This window comes from Streptomyces sp. NPDC004788 (assembly GCF_053601115.1).
In genome coordinates, this window is record NZ_JBSGBF010000108.1 from 1 (window position 1) to 25,867 (window position 25,867).

Genomic DNA, 25,867 nt, shown 5'->3' on the forward strand with positions numbered 1-25,867 from the left:
CACCTCGGCCGGCCGGACCGGCGTCATGCCGGCCCGGCGGGCGGCCGTGCCCGGCGCCAACGGCTCGGGGAAGCGGGCCAGTTCGGCGGTGGTCGCCGCGCCGGAGAGGCGTGCGACGTCGTCGGCGTCACCCGGCTCGCCCGGACCGACACCGGTCTGGGCGGGCTTGAGGACGGCGACGGAACGCCCGGCGGCGGTGGCGGTCGCCGCGAGGGCGGCGGTGAGGACGGTCTTGCCGACCTCGGTGTTGGTGCCCGTGATGACGATGATGCTCATGGATGTCCTTCGTACGTAAGGGGGAAGGGGGGGGCGTGGACGGGCCGGGCCGTGCGGGACGAGAGCCCCGCACGGCCCGGCGCCTTGCGGCCTCTCAGCCCGCCCGCGCCGCCTCGCGCACCGCCGCGCAGATGCGGGCCAGGTCCTCGTCGCCCGTCACGTACGGCGGCATCGTGTAGATCAGGTCGCGGAACGGGCGCAGCCACACGCCCGCCCGGACCGCCGCCTCCGTGGCCGCCGCCATGTCGACGTCATGGTCGAGCTGGACGACGCCGATGGCGCCGAGCACCCGCACCTCGCGCACACCGGGGAGTTCCGCGGCGGGGGCGAGCCCCTCGCGGAGTCCCGTCTCGATGCGCTTGACCTCCAGGGCCCAGTCCTGGGACATCAGCAGGTCGATCGAAGCGCAGGCCACCGCTGAGGCCAGCGGATTGCCCATGAAGGTCGGCCCGTGCGCCAGGACGGGAACCTCGCCGCGCGAGATGCCCTCCGCGATCTCCGTCGTGCAGAGCGTGGCCGCCATCGACAGGTAACCGCCCGTCAGCGCCTTGCCCACGCACATCACATCGGGTGAGACGCCGGCCTGGTCGGCGCCGAACAGCGTGCCCGTACGGCCGAAGCCGGTCGCGATCTCGTCGAAGATCAGGAGGACCCCGTGCTCGTCGCACGCCTCGCGGAGGACGCGCAGGTACGCGGGCGGGTGGAACCGCATCCCGCCCGCGTTCTGCACCACCGGCTCCACGATGACCGCGGCGACCTCGTCCGCGTGGAGAGCGATCTGCTCCCGCAGCATCCGGGCGTACGACTCCTCGTACGTGACCGGCGGCGCGTCGACGAAGACCTGGCGCTGGAGCACGCCCGACCACAGCTCGTGCATCCCGCCCTCGGGGTCGCACAGAGACATCGGCTGCCAGGTGTCCCCGTGGTAGCCGCCGCGCCAGGTCATCAGGAGCTGCTTGCCGGGCCGGCCCACCGAGCGCCAGTACTGCAGACACATCTTGGCCGCGACCTCGACGGAGACCGAGCCGGAGTCGCTGAGGAAGACGTGCTGGAGAGGCTCCGGGGTGATCTCGACCAGGCGCGTGGCGAGCCGCACGGCCGGCTCGTGGGTGAGCCCGCCGAACATGACGTGGCTCATCCGGTCCAGCTGGCCGTGTGCCGCCTCGTTGAGGACGGGGTGGTTGTAGCCGTGGAGCGCCGACCACCACGAGGACATGCCGTCGATCAACTCGGCCTGACCGTGCACCGGTTCGGCGAGGCGGAGCCGGACACCCGACGCGGACTCGACGACCAGTGGCTCCGTACGTCCAGGCATGGGCCCGTACGGATGCCACACGTGTGCCCGGTCCAGGGCGAGCAGCTCGTCGTTACGCATTCGGGGCGAGGTCCGTGCCGGCGCCGCGGCGGCGCACCGCGACCAGGTCCGTACGCGCCTCGGAGGCCGCCGCGGCCGCCTCGGTCACCGCGCCGCCACCGCACGGCCCGCAGCCGCCACCGGCCTCCGCGTGCGAGCCGCAGCCCGCGCCGTCCCCGGCGTGCGAACCGCAGCCGCCGGAAGCCTCGGCGTGCGAACCGCAGCCGCCCGCCGCGACCGCCGCGACATCGGCCCGGTGCGCCGGCAGCGTCGTCGTGCCCGCGCCCTCCACCTCGAAGCCCGCGTCGGCGATCATGTCCAGGTCGGCCTGGCCGGCCTGGCCCTCGCTCGTCAGGTAGTCGCCGAGGAAGATCGAGTTGGCGATGTGCAGCGCCAGCGGCTGCATCGTGCGCAGGTGCACCTCGCGGCCGCCCGCGATCCGGACCTCGACGTCCGGGCAGACGAACCGCACCATCGCCAGGATCCGCAGCGCGCGCTGCGGGGTGAGGTTCCACTCCTTGGCGAGCGGCGTGCCCTCGAACGGGATCAGGAAGTTGACCGGCACCGAGTCGGAGTCCAGCTCGCGCAGCGCGAAGACGACGTCGACCAGGTCCTCGTCGCTCTCGCCCATGCCCGCGATCAGACCGGAGCAGGCGGACAGACCGGCGGCGTGCGCCTTCGTCACGGTGTCCACGCGGTCCGCGTAGGTGTGCGTGGTCGTGATGTCCCCGTACGTCCCCTCGGACGTGTTGAGGTTGTGGTTGTACGCGTCGGCGCCGGCCGCCTTCAGCCGCTCGGCCTGGCCGTCGGAGAGCAGACCGAGGCAGGCGCAGACCTCCACGCCCTCGTTCTGCTCCTTGATCGCCTCGATGGTCTTGCCGACCCGGTCGACGTCCCGGTCCGTCGGGCCGCGGCCGCTCGCCACCAGGCAGACCCGCTTGGCGCCGCCGGCCACACCGGCCGCGGCGGCCTGCGACGCCTCCTCGGGCTTCAGCCACGTGTACTTGAGGATCTCGGCCTTGGAGCCGAGACGCTGCGAGCAGTAGGAGCAGTCCTCGGGGCAGAGCCCGGACTTCAGGTTGACGAGATAGTTGAGCTTCACCCGGCGCCCGAACCACTGGCGGCGCACCTTGCCGGCCGCGGCCACCACATCGAGCAGTTCGTCGTCGGAGGTCGCCAGCACGGCGAGCGCTTCTTCACGGGTCGGCGACTCGCGCCGCAGCCCCTTCTCCACCAGGGTGTTCAGCAGGTCCATAAGGGCTGATCCTGGCCTACGGCACGCCCCGCGGCCAAGGAGGATCTGAACAAACGGCCCCGTTTGAGGTGTGTGTATGACCACACCCTGACCTCGGCCGCGGCCGGTTAGGGTCTGTGCGCTGCCTACAAAAGGATCTGCCATGCCGTCGTACGTCGTGGACCCGCCGTCCTCCGGGGAGGCGCCGGGCCCGCGCCCGGCCGCCTTCGACTGGACCGAGGCCGCCGCGCGGCAGCGCGCAGAGGCCGGTCTCGTACGGACGCTGCGGCCCCGGGCCGCCGAGTCCGAGCTGCTCGACCTCGCGAGCAACGACTACCTGGGCCTGACCCGCCATCCGGAGGTCACCGGGGCGGCGGCCGAGGCGGCGCTCCGCTGGGGCGCGGGCGCCACCGGCTCCCGGCTCGTCACCGGCTCGACCCGGCTGCACGCCCGCCTGGAGCGCGAACTCGCCGACTTCTGCGGATTCGAGGCGGCGCTCGTCTTCTCCTCCGGCTACGCCGCCAACCTGGCCGCGCTCACCGCGCTGTCCGACCGGGACGGGCTGATCGTCTCCGACGCGGCCAACCACGCCTCCATCGTCGACGGCTGCCGGCTCGCGCGCGCCGAGACCGCGGTGGTCCCGCACGCCGACCCGGAGGCCGTCGCGAAGACGCTCGCGGCGCACCTGGGCCGCCGGGCCCTCGCGGTCAGCGACTCCGTCTTCTCCGTGGACGGCGACCGGGCGCCGCTCACGGAGCTCGCGGCGGCCTGCCGGGAGCACGGCGCGGGCCTGGTCGTGGACGACGCGCACGGCTTCGGCGTCCTCGGCGACGGCGGGCGCGGGGCGCTGCACGCCGCGGGGCTCGCGGGCGCGCCGGACGTGGTGGCGACGCTGACGCTGTCCAAGTCGCTGGGCAGCCAGGGCGGTGCGGTGCTCGGCCCGGCCCGGGTGATCGAGCACCTGGTCAACGCGGCCCGCACCTTCATCTTCGACACCGGCCTCGCTCCGGCCGCGGCGGGCGGCGCGCTGGCCGCGCTGCGGCTGATCGCCACCGATCCGGGGCTCGCGGCCCGGGCCCGTACGGTCGCGACCACCCTGCACCGGCTGCTCACCGAGGCCGGTCTCACCGCCGCCCACCCCGACGCCGCGGTGGTCTCGGTGCGCGCCCCCGGCCCGAACGAGGCCCTCGGCTGGGCCGCCGCCTGCCGCGAACTCGGCCTCTCCGTCGGCTGCTTCCGCCCGCCGTCCGTCCCCGACGGCATCTCCCGGCTCCGGCTGACCGCCCGCGCGGACCTCACCGACGCCGAGATCGAGCGTGCGGTGACCACGATCGTGCGGACGGCTCCGCCGGGCGCGCGGGGCGTATAGGGGATGTCCCGCGGCTGTCGGGTCGCCCGTCGCACGGTTCACCGCTTCGGGCGACAGATATCCGTATAACTTGGTCGATCGCCGCCCAGGGCCGCACGATCGGTGGCAGTCTGACGCGAAGCGCAACCCGGGCCGGGCCCGGAGGGGAAAGGGACAGCGTCGCCATGGCAGACCAGCAGGAAGCAACCGTCACGCTGCCGAGCGACCCCGCATCGGTCCCCGCCGCGCGGAGGTACGTCGCCGAGGTGCTCGCCTCCTGGGGGCTCGGTGACGTCGGAGACCCCGTGGACAACGCCGACACGGCCGACGCGGTCCGGCTCATCGTCTCCGAACTGGCGACCAACGCCGTCCAGCACACCTTCGGACAGTCGCCCACCTTCACGATCGACGTCCGTCTGGAGCGGGACGAGCGGCTGCGCATCGGGGTGACGGACAGCCATCCCCGCTGGCCGAGGCGCCTGCCGGCGGCCGTCCAGCAGGACAACGGCCGCGGCATGATGATCATCCGCTCGCTGACCGCCGAGGCGGGCGGCCGACTGTCGGTGACGCCGACGGCCGAGGGCGGCAAGACCGTGTGGATCGAGCTGCCCTGGCCGGCGGCGGTCCCCGGCTGACCGGACGGCCGCCTCGGCGGGCCGACCGGCTGACCGGACGACCAGCTGACCGGCCGGCCGCCTGACCGGCCGACCGCCTGGCGGGTCGACCGCTTGGCCGGACGACCGGCCGATTGGCCGACCGGTCCCGTGCGACGGGTCAGCGGACCCGGCCGTAGTAGACCTTCGAGGTCCAGATCCGGTCGAGCTTCACCCACGAGCCGGTCTTCGGCGAGTGCCAGATCGCGTTGTTACCCGCGTAGATCCCGACGTGGTACACCCTTCCACCGGAGTGGAAGAAGACCAGGTCCCCCTTCTGGCGGCTCGCCGCCGAGACGTGGCGTGTGGTGTTGTACTGCTGCTGCGCGGTGCGGGGCAGCGTCTTGCCCGCCCTCTTGTACGAGTAGAGCGTGAGACCCGAGCAGTCGAACCTGGTGGGGCCTGATGCGCCGTACCGGTAGGGCGATCCCTTCTTCGAGGCGGCGACGCTCAGTGCCGTGTTGGCGTACGAGCTCGCGGCCTGGGCCTCCGGCGCCGCTCCTGGTGCGAGCAGCGTGCCGCCGACGGCGGCGAGGGTGAGAGCCGAGACGGCTCCGGCCCGGGACAGCAGGGACGGGACATGAATCTGCGCAGTCATGCGCAACCCTTCGTCAGCCGCCTGTGAAGGATGACCTGTCGGGTTCGGGCAGGCGAAGATGCCCGGCCGCGGCTGCGGCTTCACCCCGAGGGACGGCTCCGATCGCTCGGACGTCCCGTGTTGCTCGGGTCCTCCACTCCTGCCGATCCACTCCTGTCGACCAGACATCCGGGACGGCGGCAGGACTCGGCGTCCGCCCGGACCGCCCCGCCTCGGGTGGCGGGGGCTTGTCGTCGACAGGGATCTTGACCCACGCCCGCGCCGAAATCCGAGTGGAAACAGCGATATGTGAGGCTCCTCACGACTGATCCATTCGGGTGGACAGTCAGGTTTGGTGATCGTCCGAGGTTTGCGCGACGAGTCCGCCACCAGGGGTGGAAGGGCCCGATTCCGCCAGATGCGTACACCTGTTGCGCAACACAGCTGAGCTCTATGTCGATACGTCGACTACGCCGAAAGGGGGATCGATTCCGGCGTTCCGCTGGCCCGAGTGGACCTCGACACGACACGCCCTCCTGTCAACTCACCTGTTGCCGGGGCATGGTGACGCGAGCCGCGCGGCGCTCTCCGTCCAACACCCGCAGCGCGCGGGCCAATGTGTCCGCGTGCACCTCGCTCTCGCCCCGCGCGTGCATGAGCGTCAGCGCCTCCCGCAGTGCCGTCGCCCGTCCGACCAGCGCTTGGGCGGCCCGTAGCGCCCCATAGGTATGCGAGGTCCTGGATGGATTGATCCGGCCGAGCAGATCGACGACTTCGAGATACGCGTCGACGAACTCGCCCTCGGCGCGGGTGAGCGCGGGCAGCGGCGGCAGTTCCGGGACCATGGCCGGCTCACACCCGCCCGGCGCCGTCGGTCCCGCCGTCGCGGCGGCTGCGGATGACGTGGTCCACCAGGCCGTACGCGAGGGCGCCCGGAGCGTCGAACACGGTCGTCCGGTCGAGGTCGGCGTCGATCCGGCCCCGCTCCTGGCCGGTGTGTTCGGCGAGCATCCCGGAGATCAGCTCCCGCTGCCGGAGCAAGTCGCGGGCGTGGACGTCCAGATCGCTGGGCTGTCCCTGCAACGGCTCGTCGAGCGAGGGCTGCTGAAGGACGATCCGCGAGCCCGGCAGTGCGAGCCGGTGCCCCGGCGAACCCGCCGCGAGCAGCACCGCGGCCGGCCCGACGGCCTGGCCGAGGCAGATGGTCTCCACCTCGCACGAGACCGTGCCGATCGTGTCGTAGATCGAGGTCATGGCGCTGATCGAGCCGCCGGGCGAGTTGATGTAGAGGCTGATCAGCCGGTCCGGGGACGCGTAGTCGAGGTGCAGGAACTGGGCGATCACATCGCCCGCCGCGATCTCGTCGACCGGCGTGCCCAGGAAGACGATCCGCTCCTCGAGCAGCTTCGCGTACGGGTCGAGGGTGCGGGTCCCGAAGGCCGTGCGCTCGGTGAACTCCGGAAGCAGTTGTCGCATGGCGCTCCTCCTCCTTGCCGCAGGCCGCTTCCGCGGCCCGCCATCTGTAAAAAATGTACAGGACGTACAGACCGTAAGATGAGGAGCATGGCCTATGAGATTCCGGTGACGCAAGCGCGCGCAGAGCTCGCGGATCTGATCAACCGCGTCGTCTACGGCGGCGAACGGGTGGTCGTTACCCGCCACGGGAAGCCGCTCGTCGCCCTCGTCTCCGCCGCCGACCTGGCGCGACTCGAGGAGGCGGAGCAGCCGGCCGAGGAGCCGGTGATCAGCTCGGTCGCCGAGCTCGGCAACCTGTCGTCCGCTCCGGGCGAACGACGCCGGTTCGGCATCGCGGCCCACCATCAGGAGCCCGGTCGTTCGAACGGCTGAATACCGACGTTTCCCATGGACGCGCAAAGCACCGGTTAACCAGCCGGAAAAACTTCCGCCCTAACGTGCAATGTCTGACCGGGCGGCCCATCACCGCAGTTCAACAGTGTGTTGAAGATCGGTAGGGTCCGTCGCTGTCCGGGGCAACCCGGCGGAGACAGTGAGGTGGAAGCGTGCAACTCAGCCCCCACGAGCAGGAGCGCCTGCTCATCCATGTCGCGGCCGACGTGGCCGAGAAGCGCCGGGCGCGCGGAGTGAAGCTCAACCACCCCGAGGCCGTCGCCCTCATCACCGTCCATGTGCTCGAAGGCGCCCGGGACGGCCGGACCGTCTCCGAGCTGATGGCCACCGGGCGCAAGGTGCTCAGCCGCGACGAGGTCATGGACGGCATCCCCGAGATGATCCACGACGTCCAGGTCGAGGCCACCTTCCCGGACGGCACCAAGCTCGTCACCGTCCACGACCCGATCGTCTGAGGGCGGGTGCGACCGATGATCCCCGGAGAGATCCTGTACGCGGACGGGCCCGTGCCCCTGAACGAGGGCCGCCCCGTCACCCGCCTCACCGTCCTGAACGCCGCCGACCGGCCCGTCCAGGTCGGTTCCCACTACCACTTCGCCGAGGCCAACCCCGGTCTCGACTTCGACCGCGCCGCCGCGCGCGGTCTGCGCCTGAACATCGCCGCCGGCACCGCCGTCCGCTTCGAGCCCGGCATCCCCGTCGAGGTCGAGCTGGTGCCGATCGCCGGCCGCCGGATCGTGCCCGGACTGCGCGGCGAGACCGCCGGAGCCCTCGACAACGCCGAGACCAAGGGAGGCGAACGTGCCTGAGCTGCACCGCGCCGTCTACGCCGACCTGTTCGGCCCCACCACCGGCGACCGCATCCGGCTCGCCGACACCGACCTGCTCGTCGAGATCGAGGAGGACCGCTCCGGCGGCCCCGGCCGGGCCGGCGAGGAAGCCGTCTTCGGCGGCGGCAAGGTCATCCGCGAGTCCATGGGCCAGGCCCGCACCACCCGCGCCGAGGGCGCCCCCGACACCGTGATCACCGGCGTCGTGGTCATCGACCACTGGGGCATCGTCAAGGCCGACATCGGCATCCGCGACGGCCGCATCACCGCGCTCGGCAAGGCCGGCAACCCCGACACCATGGACGGGGTCCACCCCGACCTGGTCATCGGCCCGGAGACCGAGGTCATCGTCGGCAACGGCCGGATCGTCACCGCCGGCGCCGTCGACACCCACGTCCACTTCATCTCGCCGACCGTCGTCGAGCAGGCCCTCGCGACCGGCGTCACCACCCTCGTCGGCGGCGGCACCGGCCCCGCCGAGGGCACCAAGGCCACCACCATCACGCCCGGCCCCTGGCACATGGCCCGGATGTTCGAGGCCCTGGACACCTTCCCGGTCAACATCGGGCTGCTCGGCAAGGGCAACACGATGTCCCGGGAGGCCATGCACTCCCAACTGCGCGGCGGCGCCCTCGGATTCAAGATCCACGAGGACTGGGGCGCCACCCCGGCCGTCATCGACGCCTGTCTCGGCGTCTGCGAGGAGACCGGCGCCCAACTCGCCATCCACACCGACACCCTGAACGAGGCGGGCTTCGTCGGCGACACCCTCGCCGCCATCGCCGGCCGCACCATCCACGCGTACCACACCGAGGGCGCCGGCGGCGGGCACGCGCCCGACATCATCACCGTCGTCTCCGAGCCGCACGTGCTGCCCAGCTCGACCAACCCCACCCGGCCGCACACCGTCAACACCATCGAGGAACACCTCAACATGCTGATGGTCTGCCACCACCTCAACCCGGCCGTGCCCGAGGACCTCGCCTTCGCCGAGTCCCGCATCCGCCCCTCGACGATCGCCGCCGAGGACATCCTGCACGACCTCGGCGCCATCTCGATCATCTCCTCCGACTCCCAGGCCATGGGCCGCATCGGCGAGGTGATCATGCGGACCTGGCAGACCGCCCACGTGATGAAGAAGCGGCGCGGCGCGCTGCCCGGCGACGGCGCCGCCGACAACCACCGGGCCCGGCGCTATGTCGCCAAGTACACGATCAACCCGGCCGTCGCCCAGGGCATGGGCCACCTCATCGGCTCCGTCGAACCCGGCAAGCTCGCCGACCTGGTGCTCTGGGAGCCCGCCTTCTTCGGCGTCAAGCCGCTGATGGTCATCAAGGGCGGCCAGATCGCGTACGCGCAGATGGGCGACGCCAACGCGTCCATCCCGACGCCGCAGCCCGTGCTGCCGCGCCCGATGTTCGGCGCGCTCGGGCGGGCCGCCGCGGCCGGCTCCGTCAACTTCGTCGCCGCGGCGGCGCTCGAGGACGACCTGCCGCAGAAGCTCGGTCTGCACAAGGAGTTCACCGCCATCGGCTCCACCCGGCGGGTCACCAAGGCCGACATGCGCGAGAACGACGCCCTGCCCCGGGTCGAGGTCGACGCCGACACCTTCTCGGTGACCATCGACGGCGAACCGGTCGAACCCGCTCCCGCCGCCGAACTGCCCATGACCCAGCGCTACTTCCTCTTCTGAGTCAGAGCGCCGCAGTCATGTCACGTTCCGCACTCCTCGTGCTCGCCGACGGGCGGTTCCCCGCCGGCGGGCACGCCCACTCCGGCGGCGCCGAGGCCGCCGTCAAGGCGGGCCGGCTCACCGACGCCGCCGGCCTTGCAGCCTTCTGCCGCGGCCGGCTGCACACCACCGGCCTCACCTCGGCCGCTCTCGCCGCCGCCGCGGCCCTCGGCGCCGACCCGTACGCACTCGACGAGGCCGCCGACGCCCGCACCCCCTCGCCCGCGCTGCGCGCCGCCGCCCGTCGGCTCGGCAGACAGATGATGCGGGCGGCCCGCGCCGCCTGGCCGGGCCCCGAACTCGACCGGCTCGCCGCCGCGTTCCCGCGCGGTGCCCACCAGCCCGTCGTGCTCGGCACCGCCGCGCGGGCCGCCGGGCTCGGGCCCGAGGACGCCGCCCACTGCGTCGCGTACGAGACGGTCAGTGGCCCCGCGACCGCCGTCGTACGGCTGCTCGGCCTCGACCCGTTCCAGGCCACCGCCGTCCTCGCCCGGCTCGCCCCCGAGATGGACCAGGTGGCCGCCCGCGCCGTCGAGGCAGCCGAACTCGCCCTCCGCGAGGGTCTCGACGCGCTGCCCGCCGCCTCGGCCCCGCTGCTCGACCTCACCGCCGAACAGCACGCGGCCTGGCCCGTCCGCCTCTTCGCCTCCTGACACCCACGTCCGCTAGGAGCCCCCCATGCACCTCGACCACTCCCACGACCACGGCTCCGCCGTCTCCGCCGACGCCCACCGGCCCGACGGCAGCCGCCGCGCGCTGCGCATCGGCCTCGGCGGGCCCGTCGGCTCCGGCAAGACCGCCACCGTCGCCGCGCTCTGCCGCGCCCTGCGCGACACCCTCTCCCTCGCCGTCGTCACCAACGACATCTACACCCGCGAGGACGCCGAGTTCCTGCGCCGCGAGGCCGTGCTGCCGCCCGAGCGGATCGCCGCCGTCGAGACCGGCGCCTGCCCGCACACCGCGATCCGCGACGACATCTCCGCCAACCTCGAAGCGGTCGAGGACCTGGAGGAGTCGGTCGGCCCGCTCGACCTCGTCCTCGTCGAGTCCGGCGGCGACAACCTCACCGCCACCTTCTCCAAGGGCCTCGTCGACGCCCAGATCTTCGTCATCGACGTCGCCGGCGGCGACGACATCCCGCGCAAGGGCGGCCCCGGTGTCACCACCGCCGACCTGCTCGTCGTCAACAAGACCGATCTCGCGCCGTACGTCGGCTCCGACCTGGACCGGATGGCCCGTGACGCGAAGGAGCAGCGCGGCGAGCTGCCCGTCGCCTTCACCTCGCTCCGCTCCGAGGAGGGCGTCGCCCCCGTCGCCGCCTGGGTCCGGGAGCAGCTCGCCGCGTGGACCGCATGACCGACCGGATGAGCCTCGCCGCGACCGCTCGAATCGTCGCCGACGCGGACGGCTCCCTGCCCGTCCTGGAGAGCGACGGCCCGCTCGCGCTGCGCCGCACCCGCGCCCCGGGCCCGTACACCCGGGTCACCGTGGTCGGCGCGATGAGCGCCCCGCTCGGCGGCGACCGGCTCCGCCTGGAGACGGAGGTACGCGGCGGGGCGCGACTCCTCGTCGACTCGGCCGCCGCGACCGTCGCGCTGCCCGGCCGGGGCGGCGCGCCCGCCTCGTACGACATCGCACTCACCGTCGGCGCGGACGCCGAACTGCGCTGGCTGCCCGAGCAACTGGTCTCCGCCGCCGGATCGGTGCTGCGGATGCGCACCAGGGTCGAGCTGGCCGCCGGCGCCCGTCTCGTCCTTCGAGAAGAACAGGTCCTCGGCCGGCACGCCGAGCAGCCCGGCACCCTCGTCAGCAGGCTGACCGTGCGCCATGCCGGACGGCCCCTCTTCGACCAGGAGCTCGCTCACGGCCCCGGCGCGCCGGCCGGCTGGGACGGCCCCGCGGTCCTCGCCGGGCACCGCGCGACCGGTCAACTCCTCGTCGTCGACCCCGCGTTCGCCGACAAACCGGCTGAAACCGGACTGCTCGGCGAGCACGCCGTCCTCGCCCCGCTCGCCGGCCCCGCCGCACTCGTCACCGCCGTCGCCCCCGACGCCCTCGCCCTGCGCCGGGTCCTTGATGAGGCTTTGGCCGTCCTCGCACCGCTTTGAGCGGGGGGTCGAATCGTTCACCGCTCAGCGGTACACCCGTCACCGGTTATTGGTTCGGCAAAGAAACAGGTGTTCGCTCTTTTACCCGAGGCCCCATTGACGAAAGGATCCCCCGGACAGCCCACCACGGCGCTGCCACGGGGGCGGCGCCTTTCGAGGGGGAGGGACCACTTGAGAAAAGCAGCAGTGCTCGGCTCTGCCGGCACTCTGATAGCGGGCACGCTCATGGCGACCGCGCTCGCGGCACCGACGGCCGGTGCCGTCACCGGCCACGACCGTGACGACGAGGCGCGCGGCGCGACCATCGCCGCCGCCGAAGCCGCCAAGGCCGGCATCGACTGGCAGGACTGTCCTGCCGACTGGGGCTTCGCCCAGCCCATCCAGTGCGGCTGGGTCACCGTTCCGGTCGACTACGCCAAGCCGCACGGCAAGAAGATCAAGCTTGCCGTCGACCGCGCCAAGGCCACCGGCACCGCCGGTGAGTACCAGGGCGCGCTGCTCTACAACCCGGGCGGCCCCGGCGGCTCCGGCCTGCGCTTCCCGAAGCGGGTCACGACCAAGAACCCGCTCTGGGTGAACACCGCCAAGGCGTACGACTTCGTGGGCTTCGACCCGCGCGGCGTCGGCCACTCGGCGCCCATCTCCTGCGTCGACCCGACCGAGTTCGTCAAGGGCCCGAAGCTCGACCCGGTCCCGGACAGCGAGGCGGACAAGCTCGTCCAGCGCAAGCTGGCGGCCGACTACGCCAAGGGCTGCGCCGAGAAGAGCGGCGACATGCTGCCCTACATGACGACGCGCAACACCGCCCGTGACCTCGACGTCATCCGGGCCGCGCTCGGCCAGAAGAAGCTCAACTTCATCGGCGTCTCGTACGGCACCTACCTCGGCGCCGTCTACGGCACGCTGTACCCGAACCACGTGCGTCGCATGATCGTCGACAGCGTGGTCAACCCGGCGAAGAGCAACATCTGGTACCAGGCCAACCTGGAGCAGGACATCGCCTTCGAGGGTCGTCTGAAGGACTGGATGACCTGGGTCGCCCAGCACGACGACAAGTTCCACCTCGGCAAGACCTACGAGGAGGTGCAGCAGCAGTGGGTGACCCTGCGCGCCGCTGCCAAGAAGAGCCCCCTCGGCGGCAAGGTCGGCCCGAACGAGCTCATCGGCTTCTTCCAGAGCGCCCCGTACTACGACTCCTCGTGGGTCCCGGTGGCGCAGGCCTGGAGCGCGTACGTCGCGGGTGACCCGCAGCCGCTCATCGACGGGGCCGCGGCCGACCTCACGGACACCGCCGGCAACATCGCGTCGGAGAACGGCAACGCCGTCTACACCGCCGTCGAGTGCGCCGACGCCGCGTGGCCGACCAACTGGAACAAGTGGAACCGGGACAACACCCGGCTCAACGAGCAGTACCCGTTCATGACCTGGTCGAACGCGTGGATGAACCTGCCGTGCGCCACCTGGTCCGCGCCGCAGCAGAAGCCGACCCAGGTCAAGACCGGCAAGGGCCTGCCGCCGGTGCTCATCGTCCAGTCCGAGCGTGACGCGGCCACGCCGTACGCCGGTGCGGTCGAGCTGCACAAGCGCTTCAAGGGCTCGCGTCTCATCACCGAGAAGAACGCGGGTTCGCACGGTGTCACCGGCCTGGTGAACCCCTGCATCAACCCGAAGGTCGAGACGTACCTGCTCACCGGCAAGGTGGACAGCGAGGACGTGACGTGCGAGCCGCACGCCACGCCCGCCCCGTAACACCCGCATCACCCCGTAACACCTGAAGAACAGGAAGGGGCGGTCGCCGAACGGCGGCCGCCCCTTTCGGTCACCCGCGCGAGGCCAGCCAGGCGTCCTCCGCCGCGTAGTCGAACCAGTCCGACTGATACTTGGCCAGGTTCGGGAAGGCCTCCAGCCAGCTCCGGCCCGCCAGCTGCCCGGACAGCCACTCCACCGTCCCCGGCAGCGAGTCGACGTAACTCACCACCGGCCGGTACCCCAACTCCCGCTCGGCCGCGCCCATGTCGAAGACGACCGGCCGGTCCACGCCCCACGGCGTCTGCCCGACCTCGCCCACCGGCGGCGGCCCGTCGACGAGCACCGTCTCGCTCTCCACGCCGAGCACGGCGTCGATCGCCGCGCCGATCTCCGCCACCGTCGGCACCTCCGGGTCACCGCCGTTGAGCACCCGGCTGCCGGGCCGCGCCGCCGCGAGCCGGACCAGCTCACCGAGGTTGTCCACGTGCACCGGGTGGAACCGCGAGGAGCCGCCGTACGCGAGCACCCGCACCGGCCGCCCGTCCAGCGCCCGCTTCACGAACCACAGCTCGCGCGGACCGCGGCAGTACGGGCCGTGCACCGCGCCCGCGCGCAGCAGCGTCGTCGGCAGCCGCTCCCCGAGCGCGAGCAGCTCCCGCTCCAGGGCCACCTTGCGGGTGCCGTACGTGCTGTCGCCCGGAGCGACCGTCGGCTGCGACTCCGGGATCGGCAGCGGGTAGAGGGGGAAGCCGTCCGGCTCGTCCTGCGTGTCGAAGCTGCGGCCCTTGTCGTCCTCGTAGACCGCCCCGCTGGAGATCACCACCGCCGAGCCGATCCGGTCCGCGAGCCCCGCCAACTGGCGCCCGTGCCCCGCGTCGTACGCCACCACGTCCACCAGGACGTCCGTGCCCGCGCCGAGCGCCCGGGCCAGCGCCCCGTCCTCGTCGCGGTCCACCGCCACCGACCGGACCTCCGCCGGCCACCGCTCGTCCCGCCCTCCGCCACGCGAGGCGGCGGTCACCTCCCAACCGTCCGCGACGAGCGCCCGCACGGCCGCCCGTCCGATCTGCCCCGTCGCTCCCAGCACGAATGCGTTGCCCTTGGTCATGGCAGGGACGCTACGGGCCCGGGGCGGGGCGGCCCAGGAGCGTTCGCCGTGCGCGGATTCGCCCTCAGCGTTCCGACTCCGGGAACTTCTCCGGCGCGGGGGAGGGGGAGGGCGCCGGCGAGGGAGACCCGGCCGCCTTCACCGTGGCCGCGTACTCGTCCACGTACTCCTGCCCGGACAGCTCCATGATCCGGTACATGATCTCGTCGGTGACGGCCCGCACCGCCGCCTTCTCGCCCGCCATCCCCGCGTACCGCGAGAAGTCCAGCGGCTCACCGAAGCGGATGGTGACCCGCCGGATGCGCGGCAGCATCCGGCCCGGCGGCTGGATCTCGAAGGTCCCGACCATCGCGCACGGCACCACCTTGACCCCGGCCTTCAGCGCCATCACCGCGACCCCGACCTTGCCCTTGTAGAGCCGCCCGTCGTGCGAGCGCGTCCCCTCCGGATAGATGCCGAGCAGCTCGCCCTTCGCGAGCACCCCGAGCCCCTCGCGGATCGCTGCCTGCCCCGCCTCCTTGCCCGAGCGGTCCACCGGGATCTGGCCCACGCTGCGGAAGAAGGCGGCGGTCAGCCTGCCCTTGAGGCCCGGGCCCGTGAAGTACTCCTGCTTGGCCAGGAAGGTGATGCGCCGGCTCAGCATCACCGGCATCAGGAAGTGGTCGGAGAAGGACAGATGATTGCCCGCGACGATCGCCGCGCCCTCCTCCGGGACATGCTCCAGACCCTCCACCCGCGGCCGGAACAGCAGCCTGAGCAGCGGACCGAGCACGGCGTACTTCAACACGTAGTAGAACACCGGCAACCCCCTTCCCTGCCTTTGCCCTCCTTCCCCGTCTTTGTAACGAAGGCCGTCGGCGTGGTCCACTGGTGAGGAGGAAGCCGGACCGATGACAGGCGCGCGCGGGCACAGGCGTCCCGGCGCAGCCGCCACCGTCGCCCTACTGTGCGCCGTGACGGCCGCCGGTCTGTACGGCTGCTCCGGCTCGGGCCCGTCGGAGCCGAAGCCGCACCCGACGCCCACGCCCGTGCCCGCCACCTCGAAACCCGCCACGCCGGTCCCCAGCGGGCTCTCCCCGCTCACCGGACTGCCCGCCAAGCCGGGCCGGGTGCTCGCCGTCAAGATCGACAACGTGCCGCCGGCCCGCCCGCACACCGGACTCGACGCCGCCGACCTCGTCTACGTCGAGCAGGTCGAGTCCGGCCAGACCAGGCTCATGGCCGTCTACTCCTCGCACCCACCCGCCCGCGTCGGCCCGGTCCGCAGCGCCCGCGAGTCCGACCTCGCCCTGCTGCGCCAGTACGGCACCCCGGTCCTCGCCTACTCCGGTGCCCAGTCCAAGCTCACCCCGCTGCTGCGCGCCGCCCCGCTCCACCTGGTCAGCGAGGGCAACCACCCCGGCGCCTTCCTGCGCGACCCCGCCCGCAGCGCCCCGCACAACCTCTATCTGCGGCCCGCCCGCGCGCTCGCCACCGCACCGGACGCGAGCAAGGCCAAGGACATCGGATTCCGCTTCGGCCCGGCCACGGGCGGCGGCACCCCGGTCAACAGCCGCACCGTGCGCTTCCCCGCCGCCCGCTACACCTTCACCTGGGCGCCCGCCGAACACGCCTGGCACGTGGCCATGGACGGGCGCTCCGACGGGCCGCTCAAGCCGGCCACGGTCGTGGTGCAGCACGTGACCGTGCGGTCCTCGCGCTTCCACGACTTCCTGGGCGCCGTCTCGCCGTACACCGTGACCGTCGGCAAGGGCACCGCGCAGGTGCTGCGTGACGGCCGGGTGTACGAGGCCCGCTGGAGCCGCCCGACCGCCGACGCCGGCACGGTCTTCACCACCCCGTCGGGCGCGCGGCTGACCTTCGCGCCCGGTCAGGTGTGGGTGCTCTTCACCAAGGCGTGAGCGGGTCCCAATGGGGGCGGCCCTACGGCTGGGGCTTGGGCTTCGGGCGGCCGTGCCGGGGTGGCCGGACGTGCGTCTCGCCGCTGTCCGCCGCCGCCATGCCGATGGTGATCACGCCGAGCAGCACCCAGCCGAACCACAGCCAGCCGCTGCTGCCGAGCGCCACCGTGTACGTGGTGATCACGATCAGGGCACCGAAAGTGATCGCGCCCATCGTCTTCGTAGGACCGGACATCGTCGCACCGCCCTCCTGCACCAGGCCATCGTGACCCTGCGGAGGGGGCGCGCGCCAGCCCTGGGACGCTCCGGCGTGCGCCCCCATGGCCGGACATCGCCGGTCGGACCGGCTACTGCCCGCCGCGCGTCTGGAGCGAGGCCAGGTACGCGTTGTACGCCTCCAGCTCCTTGTCGCCGTTCCGGTCCGCGGCCCGGTCCTTGCGGACCGCCTGCCGCTGCTCGGAGTGGTACCACTGGTAGACCAGCGCGATCAGCACGAGCACGGACGGGATCTCGCTGAACGCCCAGGCGATGCCGCCCGCCGCGTTCTGGTCGGTCAGCGCGTCGATGCCGAGCGAGGCCGGCGGGTTCTCGTACGCCTTGACCATCGGCGTCGTCGCCATCATCAGCGCGATGCCGAAGAAGGCGTGGAACGGCATGCCCGCGAACAGCTCCAGCATCCGCATCACATAACCCGGCCGGTGCGGGCCCGGGTCCACGCCCATGATCGGCCAGAAGAAGACCAGGCCCACCATCAGGAAGTGGACCATCATGCCGATGTGGCCCGCCTTGGACTGCATCAGGAAGTCGAACAGCGGCGAGAAGTACAGGGCGTACAGGCTCGCGATGAACATCGGGATCGTGAACGCCGGATGCGTGATGATCCGCATGTAGCGGCTGTGCAGCAGCTTCAGGAGCAGCTCGCGCGGACCGGTCGAGCCCCGGCCCGCCACCGGCAGCGCCCGCAGCGCCAGAGTCACCGGCGCGCCGAGCAGCAGCAGGATCGGCGACAGCATGGAGATCACCATGTGCTGCACCATGTGCACGCTGAACATGACCATGCCGTAGTCGTTGAGCTTGGTGCACATGACGAACGCGATGGTCAGCACGCCGACCGCGAAGAAGACCGTCCGGCTCGGCGGCCACGCGTCGCCGCGCCTGCGCAGCCGCGCCACGCCCCAGCCGTACAGCGCGAGACCGGCGACACAGCCGACGAGGAAGAACAGGTCGGGGGAGAACTCCAGGGCCCGCCCCAGCGTGAACGGCGGCAGATCCATGGTCATGCCGTGTCCGCCGTGCCCGCTGTGATCCATTTGTCTACTCCTGGAGCCCGATTCGCGCTTGTTGTCCGCACCAGACTAGAACCGCCCCCGGTCGCGATCACGACCGGGGGCGGGTGTCATACGGGGGAGTGCGCGGGGGAGTGGGTCACAGGACGCACTCGGCCTCGGCGTAGCGGTCCACCGGGACCGTCTTCAGCGTCTCCACGGCCTTGGCCAGCGGCACCAGCTCGATCTCCGTGCCGCGCAGCGCCGTCAGCATGCCGAACTCGCCGCGGTGCGCCGCCTCCACCGCGTGCCAGCCGAAGCGGGTGGCGAGGACGCGGTCGTACGCGGTCGGGGTGCCGCCGCGCTGCACGTGGCCGAGGATCACCGGGCGGGCCTCCTTGCCGAGGCGCCGCTCCAGCTCGACCGAGAGCTGGTTGGCCACACCGGTGAAGCGCTCGTGGCCGTAGATGTCGGTGCCGGCCGTGTGGAACTCCATCGAACCGCCCTCGCGCGGCTTCGCGCCCTCGGCGACCACGACGATCGCGAAGCGCTTGCCGTCCTCGAAGCGGGCGCCGACCCGGGCGGTCAGCTCGTCGATGTCGAAGGGCCGCTCGGGGACGACGATGGCGTGGGCGCCGGCCGCCATGCCGGAGTGGAGCGCGATCCAGCCGGTGTGCCGGCCCATGACCTCGACGATCAGCACGCGCTGGTGGGACTCGGCGGTGGTCTTCAGCCGGTCCAGGGCCTCGGTGGCCACGGTGACGGCCGTGTCGAAGCCGAAGGTCACGTCGGTCGACGCGATGTCGTTGTCGATGGTCTTGGGGACGCCGACGATCGGCAGCCCCGCCTCGGAGAGCAGGTTCGCCGCCTTCAGGGTGCCCTCGCCGCCGATCGGGATGATCGCGTCGAGGCCGAGGTCGGCCACATGGCCCCTGGCCCGCTCGACGCCGTCGACGAGATGGGCCGGCTGGACGCGGGAGGAGCCGAGGATGGTGCCGCCGCGGGCCAGGATGCCGTTCACGGCCTCCAGGTCCAGCTTGCGGTAGTCGCACTCCAGCAGGCCCTTCCAGCCGTCGTGGAAGCCGATGACCTCATCACCGTGGTCGACGACGGCGCGGTGCACGACGGACCGGATGACGGCGTTCAGACCGGGGCAGTCTCCGCCGGAGGTGAGCACACCTATGCGCATAGCCCAAAAACCTTTGCAACGTGGGCCGACTCCCGGACCACGTCGTCCGGCTGGATCCCCGCCACCCTATCGGTGGAAAGTGGCGGGGCCGAACCGGATGTCCGCAGATTGGACACCGTATTTACTTACGAATCCAATGTGCGTATACGCGCTCAGACGTGCAGTCCGAAACGGTCTGAAAAGTCCGCCCGGTGCCGCGTCCGACGACCCGTCAGGAGGGCTGTGCCGCCGCCGCGATGCGCTCGGCGCGCAGCGCCTCGTACCAGCGGTCGTCCGTCGGCGGCAGCGCGTTCACGTCGAGCGCCAGCTTCAGGAGCAGGTCCGCGATCTGCGGGTTGCGCGCCATGACCGGGCCGTGCATGTACGTGCCGAAGACGGTGTCGTTGTACGCGCCCTCGGTGCCGTCGCCGGTGCCGTTGCCGTTGCCGAACACGGTCCGGGCGAACGGGCGTGCGGTCGGCCCCAGGTGGGTGACGCCCTGGTGGTTCTCGAACCCGGTGAGCTGGGGGAGGCCCAGGTGCGGGTCGATGTCGGCGAGCACGTCGCCGACGCAGCGCGCGCCCTCGCCACGGACCGTCGTCACGTCGAGCAGGCCGAGGCCGGGCTCGCGCTCGCCGAGGTCGTTGATGAACTCGTGGCCGAGGATCTGGTAGCCGGCGCACACCGAGAAGATGATCGCGCCGTTGGCGGCGGCCCGGTTGAGGCCGCCGTCACGGCGCAGCCGCTCGGCCGCCAGCCGCTGCGGCCGGTCCTCGCCGCCGCCGATCAGATAGATGTCGCCGGAGGTCGGGATCGGCTGGTCGCTGCGCACGTCGACGCGCTCGACGCTGAGTCCGCGCTGCCGGGCGCGGCGCTCGACGACGAGGACGTTGCCCTGGTCGCCGTAGGTGCTGAGCAGGTCCGGGTAGACCCAGACCAGACGCAGGCTGCTGTCAGTCATGCTGCAAGTCCTTCTGCGGGGTCGTGTCGGGTCAGTTGCCGACGCGGCGGCGGACGTCCTGGAACGCGGTGTAGTTGGCGATCAGCTCGATCTGGCCGGGCGGGGCCACCGTGACGGCCTCGTCGAGGCTCTCGCACACGCGGAAGTCCACGCCCGCGACCTCCAGGCGGACCGCGAGGTCCAGCTTGCGGTCGCCGATCACCATGATCGGGTGGCCGGCGAGCCGGCCGTAGTCCACGTCCCACAGCCAGGAGGTGTCGGTGCCGTCGGCGCCGCGGGCGTTGACGGAGAGGATCACCGGCGCCGGCGGCTGGTCGATCAGCGAGAACGTCTCCAGCCAGCCGGCCGGGTTCTTCGCGAGCAGCAGCCGGATGTCCCGGCCCTGGAAGTTGATCACGTCGTAGCGGCCGGCGACGGCCTGCACCTGGTACATCCGCTCCAGGGCGACCTGCGGCGGCACCCCGAAGACCGCGGCGACCGCGGCGGAGGTGGCGGCGTTGGCCTTGTTGGCGCGGCCGGGCAGCTGGAGGTGGATCGGCCAGGCCGAGCCGTGCGGGTCGAGCACGTGGTCGCCGTTGAGCGCCCAGCTCGGCGCGGGACGGCGGAAGCCGCACTCGCCGCAGAACCAGTCGTCGCCGGGGCGCTGGAGCACACCGCCGCAGGAGGGGCACGACCAGGCGTCGTCCTTCCACTCCTGGCCGACGGCCACCCACACCACGTTCGGCGAGGAGGAGGCGGCCCACACGATCAGCGGGTCGTCGGCGTTGGCGATGACCACGGCCTTGCTGCCGTTGAGCCCCTCGCGCCACTTCTCGGCGAGCATCCGGGTCTCGGCGGCGCGGTCGAGCTGGTCGCGGGAGAGGTTGAGCAGCGCGATCGCCTTCGGCGTGGTGTCGCGGGCGACGCCGGCCAGGTACTTCTCGTCGACCTCGATCACGCCGTACTTGGCGTCGCCGCCGCCCGCCAGGGCGGAGGTGATGCCCGCGGGCATGTTCGCCCCGAGCGCGTTCGAGACGACCGGGCCGCTGGCCCGCAGGGCCTCGGCGATCAGCCGGGTGGTCGTGGTCTTGCCGTTGGTCGCCGACACGAGCACGACGTCCAGGTGCTGCGCGAGAGCTCCCAGCAGGTCGGGGTCGAGCTTGAGCGCCACCCGGCCGCCGATCACCGATCCGCTGCCGCGTCCTGCCGCGCGCGACACGGCGGCGGCCGCCTTGCCGGCCGTCACGGCCAGCTTGGAGCGCGCCGACAGCGGCTCCGGATTACCGGCGTGTCCTGACATCGTCCCTGTTCCTCCTTGCGTCGGTCCGGGCTCAGCCTATCGAGATCCGGCCAGGAGCCCGAACCGCGGCACCGCCGGGCGGGGCCGAGCCCCCCTGAACGTACGCTTGCGCACATGCGAAACCGGTTGATCCCCGGCAGTTCCGGCCGCGTCCGAGCGATGACCCTGCTCGACGAGCCCGTGCTGCACACGCCCTGCGAGCCCGTCACCGACTTCGGCCCGGAGCTCGCCCGGCTCGTCGAGGACATGTTCGCGACCATGTACGCGGCGAACGGCGTGGGCCTGGCCGCGAACCAGGTGGGCGTCGGGTTGCGGGTCTTCGTGTACGACTGCCCCGACGACGAGGACGTCCGGCACCTGGGCCATGTGGTGAACCCGCGGCTCGTCGCGGCCGACGGCGACGTGATCCGCGGCCCCGAGGGCTGCCTCTCCCTCCCCGGCCTCGAGGCCCCCACCCCGCGCTTCGACCGCGCGGTCGTCGAGGGCGTCCGCCTCGACGGCACCCCGGTCCGCGTGGAGGGCACGGGCTTCTTCGCCCGCTGCCTCCAGCACGAGACGGACCACCTGGAGGGCGGGGTGTACGCGGACCACGTGACGGGCTGGAGCAGGCGGAAGCTGCTGAAGTCGATCAGGAAGGAGCCGTGGGGGAGGGGCTACTGACCTGGTGCCGCCAGCTGACGTGATGCGGTCGCCCGACCTGCTGTGGTCGGCCGACCTGTTGTGGTCGGCCGACCTGTCGTGGTCGGCCGGGTTCAGAACCCCGGACCGTCCGCTCGGTCGCCCGCGGCGGCGAGCCGCCCCCACAGCAGGTCCGCCAGGCTCCGTACCAACTCCGCCCGCGAACACGGGCGTTCACCCAGCCACCAGTCGCCCGCCGCGTGCATCATGCCGACGATGCCGTGGCCCCAGATGCGGGCCTGGGCCTCGCTGTCGGGGCCGAGGTCGACGCGTTCGGCGATGACCTGGCCGAGTTCCTCGCCCATGCGGCGGAGCAGCGGGGCGGAGTGGCGGCCGACGTCGAAGCCCTGCTCGGCCTGGTGGGACTCCTCGGCGGGGTGCATGAGGAAGCGGTAGACCTGCGGCATGGCCTCGATGGAGGCGAGGTACGTGTCGAGGGTGGACTCGACGCGCTGCCGGCGGTCGGCGGGTGCGTCGAGCGCGGCGCGCAGGGCCGAGAGCAGGGCGTCGGTGTGGCGGGTGGCGAGGGCCCGGTAGAGGCCGCCCTTGTCGCCGAAGTGGCGGTAGAGGATCGGCTTGGTGATCCCGGCCTCGGCGGCGATCGCGTTCATGGACGCCTTCGGCCCGTCGCGGAGCACCACGCGGTCCGCCGCCTCCAGCAGTTCCCGCCGCCGTTGGTCGGCCGGCTTCTGCTGGTCGGTGGTGGTCCGGTGTGTGGTGTCCATAAGCGTCTCTCCCCGCCCGTACGGAATTCCTGAGGCTGTTCGCAACGTAACACCCCGGCGGCACCCGGTGCGGTCCGATCGTCGTCGCTCCGCCGCCCGCAGGAACCGCGTCGCTGCTGGTTGACAGGGTCTACCCGTCGGTAACACACTGCTGTTACCGCAAGTAACACGCCGCCGGGAGGGACCATGGCCGAGTTCACGCTCGAACTCAACGACGACCAGAAGCAGGTGCGCGACTGGCTCCACGGCTTCGCCGCCGATGTGATGCGCCCCGCGGCCGCCGAGTGGGACGAGCGCGAGGAGACGCCCTGGCCGATCATCCAGGAGGCCGCCAAGCTCGGAATCTACTCCCTCGACTTCTACGCGCAGCAGTTCTTCGACCCGACCGGCCTCGGCATCCCGATGGCCATGGAGGAGCTGTTCTGGGGCGACGCCGGCATCGCGCTGTCGATCGTCGGCACCGGCCTCGCCGCCGTCGGCGTCCTCGCCAACGGCACCGAGGAGCAGATCGGCACCTGGGTGCCGCAGATGTACGGCGACGCGAACGACGTCAAGGTCGCCGCCTTCTGCTCCTCCGAGCCCGACGCCGGCTCGGACGTCGCCTCCATGCGCACCCGCGCCGTCTACGACGAGGCCAAGGACGAGTGGGTGATCAACGGCACCAAGACCTGGGCGACCAACGGCGGCATCGCCAACGTCCACGTCGTCGTCGCCGTCGTCGACCCCGAGCTCGGCTCCAAGGGCCACGCCTCCTTCATCGTGCCGCCGAACACCCCGGGCCTCTCCCAGGGCCAGAAGTTCCAGAAGCACGGCATCCGCGCCTCGCACACCGCCGAGGTCGTCCTGGAGAACGTCCGCGTCCCCGGCCACTGCCTGCTCGGCGGCAAGGAGAAGCTCGACGAGCGCCTGGCCCGGGCCCACGAGAAGGCGAAGGCCGGGGGCGGCGAGCGGGTGAAGAACGCCGCCATGGCCACCTTCGAGGCGTCCCGCCCCGCCGTCGGCGCCATGGCCGTCGGCACCGCCCGCGCCGCGTACGAGGTCGCCCTCGACTACGCGAAGACCCGCGAGCAGTTCGGCCGCCCGATCATCGACAACCAGGGCGTCGCCTTCCAGCTCGCCGACATGCGCACCCAGATCGACGCGGCCCGCCTCCTCGTCTGGCGCGCCTCCTGGATGGCGACCGCCGGCAAGCCCTTCACCTCCGCCGAGGGCTCCATGTCCAAGCTGTACGCGAGCGAGGTCGCCAAGAAGGTCACCGCCCAGGCCATCCAGATCCTCGGCGGCAACGGCTACACCCGCGAGTACCCGGTCGAGCGGATGCACCGCGACGCCGCCATCTACACCATCTTCGAGGGCACCAGCGAGATCCAGCGCCTGGTCATCGCCCGCACCCTCTCCGGCATGCCGATCCGTTGACCTGACGGGCCGTCATGTCACCACGGCCCCCGGGGAGTCCAGGCCCCGGGGGCCGTACGGTGGCCGTACGGGGCCTCCGGGGGACGGCTACCCGTGAGTCACCTCGTGCGGCAGAATCGACCGCGGCACCGAAGCTCACAAGTGGGAACGGCACATGGCGACCACCGGCCAGAAGGCACAGGAGATTCCCGAACTCGCGGGACTTCCGCTGCTCGGCTCCCTGCTCGACCTCAAGAACGACACTCTCGGCACCTTCCTCAAGGCCCGCCGCGAGCACGGGGACGTCGTCCGGATCACCGCCGGACCGCCCGGACTGCGCTCCACCATCCACCTGGTCCTCTCCGCGGAGGGCGCCCAGCAGGTGCTGGCCACCGAGGCCGCCAACTTCCGCAAGGAGAACAACTTCTACGAGGAGCTCCGGGTCTCCTTCGGCAACGGACTGCTCACCAGCCAGGACGAGGACTACCTGCGCCAACGGCGGCTCGTCCAGCCGCTGTTCACCCGCCGCAGCGTCGACACCTACGCCGCCGCCGTCGCCGAGGAGGTCGACCGGCTCACCGGCAGCTGGCGGGACGGCGGCCAGGACAGCGTCGACGTCATGCACGAGATGACCACGCTCGCGCTGCGCGCCGTCGCCCGCATCCTCTTCGGCACCGACGTCGACGCCGCCGTCGACATCGTCGAGCGCTGCTTCCCGGCGCTCAACACCTACGTCTCCCGCCGCGGCTACTCGCCCCGCAACATCCCGCGCGAGTGGCCCACCCCGGGCAACCGCAAGGCCGCCGCCGTGCACGAGGAGCTGTACGCCGTCTGCGACCGCATCATCGCCGAGCGGCGCGCGGCCGGCACGACCGGCGAGGGACGGGACCTGCTGACCCTGCTCATGGCCGCCGAGAGCGACGGGGACAGCGGCTTCGACGCCACCGAACTGCGCGAGCAGGTTCTGGTCTTCCTGCTCGCCGGGCACGAGACCACCGCCACCTCGCTCGCCTTCGCGCTGCACCTGCTCGCCAAGCACCCCGAGGAGCAGAAGCGCGCCCACGAGGAGGTGGACCGGGTCCTGGCCGGCCGCACGCCCGGCGCCGCCGACCTCGACCGGCTGCCGTACCTCACCCGGGTCCTCAAGGAGGCCATGCGTCTCTTCCCGGCCGCCGCGGCAATCGGCCGCCGGGCCGTCGAGGCCACCGAGATCGGCGGCTACACCATCCCGGCCGGCGCGGACGTCATCGTCGCGCCGTGGGTGACCCACCGGCACCCCCGCTACTGGGACGACCCGGAGCGCTTCGACCCCGACCGCTTCACCCCGGAGGCCGAGGCCGGCCGGCCCCGCTACGCCTGGTTCCCGTTCGGCGGCGGCCCGCGCGCCTGCATCGGCCAGCACTTCTCGATGCTGGAATCGGTGATCGCGCTCGCGATGGTCCTCCAGTCCTACGAACTGGAGGCCATCGACACCGAGGTCCCGCTGGCCGCCGCGATCACCCTCCAGGCCCTCGGCCCGACCCGCTGCCGCCTGAAGCCGCGTACGGCCCAGGCCGAAGAGGTCTAGGGGGTGTCTTGTCGATCAGGCCGGATCAGGGAGCGGCGTCTGGTGCCGTGCATCGCAAGGCGGAGGAGGGAGTCCATGCGGAGCATCGGC

The 25,867-nt window shown here is 72.0% G+C and carries 28 protein-coding genes and 1 riboswitch; of the genes, 14 read left to right on the forward strand and 14 right to left on the reverse strand.

What is annotated here, in order from left to right:
- From bioD to bioB, 3 genes are all read right to left on the reverse strand, one after another.
- Positions 1 to 276 (reverse strand): ATP-dependent dethiobiotin synthetase BioD (gene bioD / locus ACWEJX_RS32250; protein ID WP_451610964.1); only part of this gene is annotated, 276 nt, incomplete at its 3' end.
- Positions 277 to 370: 94 nt separating this feature from the next.
- Positions 371 to 1,651 (reverse strand): adenosylmethionine--8-amino-7-oxononanoate transaminase, encoded by a 1,281-nt coding sequence (locus ACWEJX_RS32255; RefSeq protein ID WP_451610965.1) that lies wholly within the window; start codon positions 1,649 to 1,651, stop codon positions 371 to 373.
- Positions 1,644 to 2,885: a biotin synthase BioB gene (gene bioB, locus ACWEJX_RS32260; RefSeq protein ID WP_451610966.1), complete on the reverse strand. Its 1,242-nt coding sequence runs from the start codon at positions 2,883 to 2,885 to the stop codon at positions 1,644 to 1,646. Before bioB ends, ACWEJX_RS32255 begins: the two co-directional genes overlap by 8 nt.
- Positions 2,886 to 3,027: 142 nt before the next feature.
- Here bioB and ACWEJX_RS32265 point away from each other — a divergent pair, with 142 nt between their 5' ends.
- Both ACWEJX_RS32265 and ACWEJX_RS32270 read left to right on the forward strand, forming a co-directional pair.
- Positions 3,028 to 4,233, forward strand: a complete 1,206-nt coding sequence (locus tag ACWEJX_RS32265; RefSeq protein ID WP_451610967.1) for an 8-amino-7-oxononanoate synthase — start codon at positions 3,028 to 3,030, stop codon at positions 4,231 to 4,233.
- A gap of 164 nt (positions 4,234 to 4,397) precedes the next feature.
- Positions 4,398 to 4,847 carry an ATP-binding protein gene (locus ACWEJX_RS32270; protein WP_451610968.1) on the forward strand — a complete coding sequence of 150 codons (450 nt, stop codon included), beginning with the start codon at positions 4,398 to 4,400 and terminating at the stop codon, positions 4,845 to 4,847.
- 139 nt (positions 4,848 to 4,986) lie between these two features.
- Here ACWEJX_RS32270 and ACWEJX_RS32275 read toward each other — a convergent pair whose 3' ends face one another.
- The 3 genes from ACWEJX_RS32275 to ACWEJX_RS32285 form a co-directional block, all read right to left on the reverse strand.
- Positions 4,987 to 5,463 carry a C40 family peptidase gene (locus tag ACWEJX_RS32275; protein ID WP_451610969.1) on the reverse strand — a complete coding sequence of 159 codons (477 nt, stop codon included), beginning with the start codon at positions 5,461 to 5,463 and terminating at the stop codon, positions 4,987 to 4,989.
- A 3-nt stretch (positions 5,464 to 5,466) separates the two neighbouring features.
- A riboswitch (cyclic di-AMP (ydaO/yuaA leader) is annotated at positions 5,467 to 5,632 on the reverse strand.
- Positions 5,633 to 5,981: 349 nt separating this feature from the next.
- The gene (locus tag ACWEJX_RS32280) at positions 5,982 to 6,287 is read right to left on the reverse strand and encodes a hypothetical protein (RefSeq protein ID WP_403789257.1); all 306 of its coding nucleotides are present in this window, start codon (positions 6,285 to 6,287) and stop codon (positions 5,982 to 5,984) included.
- Between the two features lie 7 nt (positions 6,288 to 6,294).
- Positions 6,295 to 6,918, reverse strand: coding sequence for an ATP-dependent Clp protease proteolytic subunit (locus tag ACWEJX_RS32285; protein WP_451610970.1), 624 nt, complete (start codon positions 6,916 to 6,918; stop codon positions 6,295 to 6,297).
- An 87-nt stretch (positions 6,919 to 7,005) separates the two neighbouring features.
- Here ACWEJX_RS32285 and ACWEJX_RS32290 point away from each other — a divergent pair, with 87 nt between their 5' ends.
- From ACWEJX_RS32290 to ACWEJX_RS32325, 8 genes are all read left to right on the forward strand, one after another.
- On the forward strand, positions 7,006 to 7,290 hold the full coding sequence (locus ACWEJX_RS32290; RefSeq protein WP_451610984.1) for a type II toxin-antitoxin system Phd/YefM family antitoxin: 285 nt from the start codon (positions 7,006 to 7,008) through the stop codon (positions 7,288 to 7,290).
- 173 nt (positions 7,291 to 7,463) lie between these two features.
- A complete protein-coding gene (locus ACWEJX_RS32295; RefSeq protein WP_451610971.1) occupies positions 7,464 to 7,766 on the forward strand; it encodes an urease subunit gamma in 303 nt (100 codons plus the stop codon).
- A 15-nt stretch (positions 7,767 to 7,781) separates the two neighbouring features.
- Positions 7,782 to 8,120 carry an urease subunit beta gene (locus ACWEJX_RS32300; protein WP_403789253.1) on the forward strand — a complete coding sequence of 113 codons (339 nt, stop codon included), beginning with the start codon at positions 7,782 to 7,784 and terminating at the stop codon, positions 8,118 to 8,120.
- On the forward strand, positions 8,113 to 9,834 hold the full coding sequence (locus ACWEJX_RS32305) for an urease subunit alpha (protein WP_451610972.1): 1,722 nt from the start codon (positions 8,113 to 8,115) through the stop codon (positions 9,832 to 9,834). Before ACWEJX_RS32300 ends, ACWEJX_RS32305 begins: the two co-directional genes overlap by 8 nt.
- Positions 9,835 to 9,851: 17 nt before the next feature.
- Positions 9,852 to 10,526: an urease accessory protein UreF gene (locus tag ACWEJX_RS32310; protein ID WP_451610973.1), complete on the forward strand. Its 675-nt coding sequence runs from the start codon at positions 9,852 to 9,854 to the stop codon at positions 10,524 to 10,526.
- 25 nt (positions 10,527 to 10,551) lie between these two features.
- Positions 10,552 to 11,229, forward strand: coding sequence for an urease accessory protein UreG (gene ureG, locus ACWEJX_RS32315; protein WP_451610974.1), 678 nt, complete (start codon positions 10,552 to 10,554; stop codon positions 11,227 to 11,229).
- Positions 11,230 to 11,237: 8 nt separating this feature from the next.
- Positions 11,238 to 11,981, forward strand: coding sequence for an urease accessory protein UreD (locus ACWEJX_RS32320; protein ID WP_451610985.1), 744 nt, complete (start codon positions 11,238 to 11,240; stop codon positions 11,979 to 11,981).
- A gap of 225 nt (positions 11,982 to 12,206) precedes the next feature.
- Positions 12,207 to 13,730, forward strand: a complete 1,524-nt coding sequence (locus ACWEJX_RS32325) for an alpha/beta hydrolase (protein WP_451610986.1) — start codon at positions 12,207 to 12,209, stop codon at positions 13,728 to 13,730.
- A gap of 70 nt (positions 13,731 to 13,800) precedes the next feature.
- On the opposite strand, the gene ACWEJX_RS32330 is transcribed toward ACWEJX_RS32325, so the two are convergent.
- Positions 13,801 to 14,838: an NAD-dependent epimerase/dehydratase family protein gene (locus tag ACWEJX_RS32330; protein WP_451610975.1), complete on the reverse strand. Its 1,038-nt coding sequence runs from the start codon at positions 14,836 to 14,838 to the stop codon at positions 13,801 to 13,803.
- Positions 14,839 to 14,902: 64 nt separating this feature from the next.
- A complete protein-coding gene (locus tag ACWEJX_RS32335; protein WP_451610976.1) occupies positions 14,903 to 15,637 on the reverse strand; it encodes a lysophospholipid acyltransferase family protein in 735 nt (244 codons plus the stop codon).
- 91 nt (positions 15,638 to 15,728) lie between these two features.
- On the opposite strand from ACWEJX_RS32335, the gene ACWEJX_RS32340 reads away from it, so the two are divergent.
- Positions 15,729 to 16,739 (forward strand): DUF3048 domain-containing protein, encoded by a 1,011-nt coding sequence (locus ACWEJX_RS32340; protein WP_451610977.1) that lies wholly within the window; start codon positions 15,729 to 15,731, stop codon positions 16,737 to 16,739.
- A gap of 22 nt (positions 16,740 to 16,761) precedes the next feature.
- Here the strand turns inward: ACWEJX_RS32340 and ACWEJX_RS32345 are convergent, their stop codons facing one another.
- From ACWEJX_RS32345 to ACWEJX_RS32365, 5 genes are all read right to left on the reverse strand, one after another.
- Positions 16,762 to 16,974 (reverse strand): hypothetical protein, encoded by a 213-nt coding sequence (locus ACWEJX_RS32345; protein ID WP_403789411.1) that lies wholly within the window; start codon positions 16,972 to 16,974, stop codon positions 16,762 to 16,764.
- 112 nt (positions 16,975 to 17,086) lie between these two features.
- Complete coding sequence (locus tag ACWEJX_RS32350; protein WP_451610978.1) at positions 17,087 to 18,049, reverse strand: cytochrome c oxidase assembly protein; 963 nt, start codon at positions 18,047 to 18,049, stop codon at positions 17,087 to 17,089.
- 115 nt (positions 18,050 to 18,164) lie between these two features.
- Positions 18,165 to 19,193 (reverse strand): 6-phosphofructokinase, encoded by a 1,029-nt coding sequence (locus ACWEJX_RS32355; RefSeq protein ID WP_451610979.1) that lies wholly within the window; start codon positions 19,191 to 19,193, stop codon positions 18,165 to 18,167.
- A 211-nt stretch (positions 19,194 to 19,404) separates the two neighbouring features.
- Positions 19,405 to 20,133, reverse strand: a complete 729-nt coding sequence (locus tag ACWEJX_RS32360) for a type 1 glutamine amidotransferase (protein WP_451610980.1) — start codon at positions 20,131 to 20,133, stop codon at positions 19,405 to 19,407.
- A 31-nt stretch (positions 20,134 to 20,164) separates the two neighbouring features.
- On the reverse strand, positions 20,165 to 21,412 hold the full coding sequence (locus ACWEJX_RS32365) for a MurT ligase domain-containing protein (RefSeq protein ID WP_451610981.1): 1,248 nt from the start codon (positions 21,410 to 21,412) through the stop codon (positions 20,165 to 20,167).
- A gap of 114 nt (positions 21,413 to 21,526) precedes the next feature.
- On the opposite strand from ACWEJX_RS32365, the gene def reads away from it, so the two are divergent.
- Positions 21,527 to 22,072 (forward strand): peptide deformylase, encoded by a 546-nt coding sequence (gene def / locus ACWEJX_RS32370; protein WP_403789241.1) that lies wholly within the window; start codon positions 21,527 to 21,529, stop codon positions 22,070 to 22,072.
- Between the two features lie 92 nt (positions 22,073 to 22,164).
- Here the strand turns inward: def and ACWEJX_RS32375 are convergent, their stop codons facing one another.
- Positions 22,165 to 22,815 (reverse strand): TetR family transcriptional regulator, encoded by a 651-nt coding sequence (locus ACWEJX_RS32375; protein WP_403789240.1) that lies wholly within the window; start codon positions 22,813 to 22,815, stop codon positions 22,165 to 22,167.
- A 186-nt stretch (positions 22,816 to 23,001) separates the two neighbouring features.
- Between ACWEJX_RS32375 and ACWEJX_RS32380 the strand changes: the two genes are divergently transcribed.
- Both ACWEJX_RS32380 and ACWEJX_RS32385 read left to right on the forward strand, forming a co-directional pair.
- Positions 23,002 to 24,231 carry an acyl-CoA dehydrogenase family protein gene (locus ACWEJX_RS32380; RefSeq protein WP_451610982.1) on the forward strand — a complete coding sequence of 410 codons (1,230 nt, stop codon included), beginning with the start codon at positions 23,002 to 23,004 and terminating at the stop codon, positions 24,229 to 24,231.
- 154 nt (positions 24,232 to 24,385) lie between these two features.
- Positions 24,386 to 25,777, forward strand: a complete 1,392-nt coding sequence (locus ACWEJX_RS32385) for a cytochrome P450 (protein WP_451610983.1) — start codon at positions 24,386 to 24,388, stop codon at positions 25,775 to 25,777.
- Positions 25,778 to 25,867: the final 90 nt, after the last annotated feature.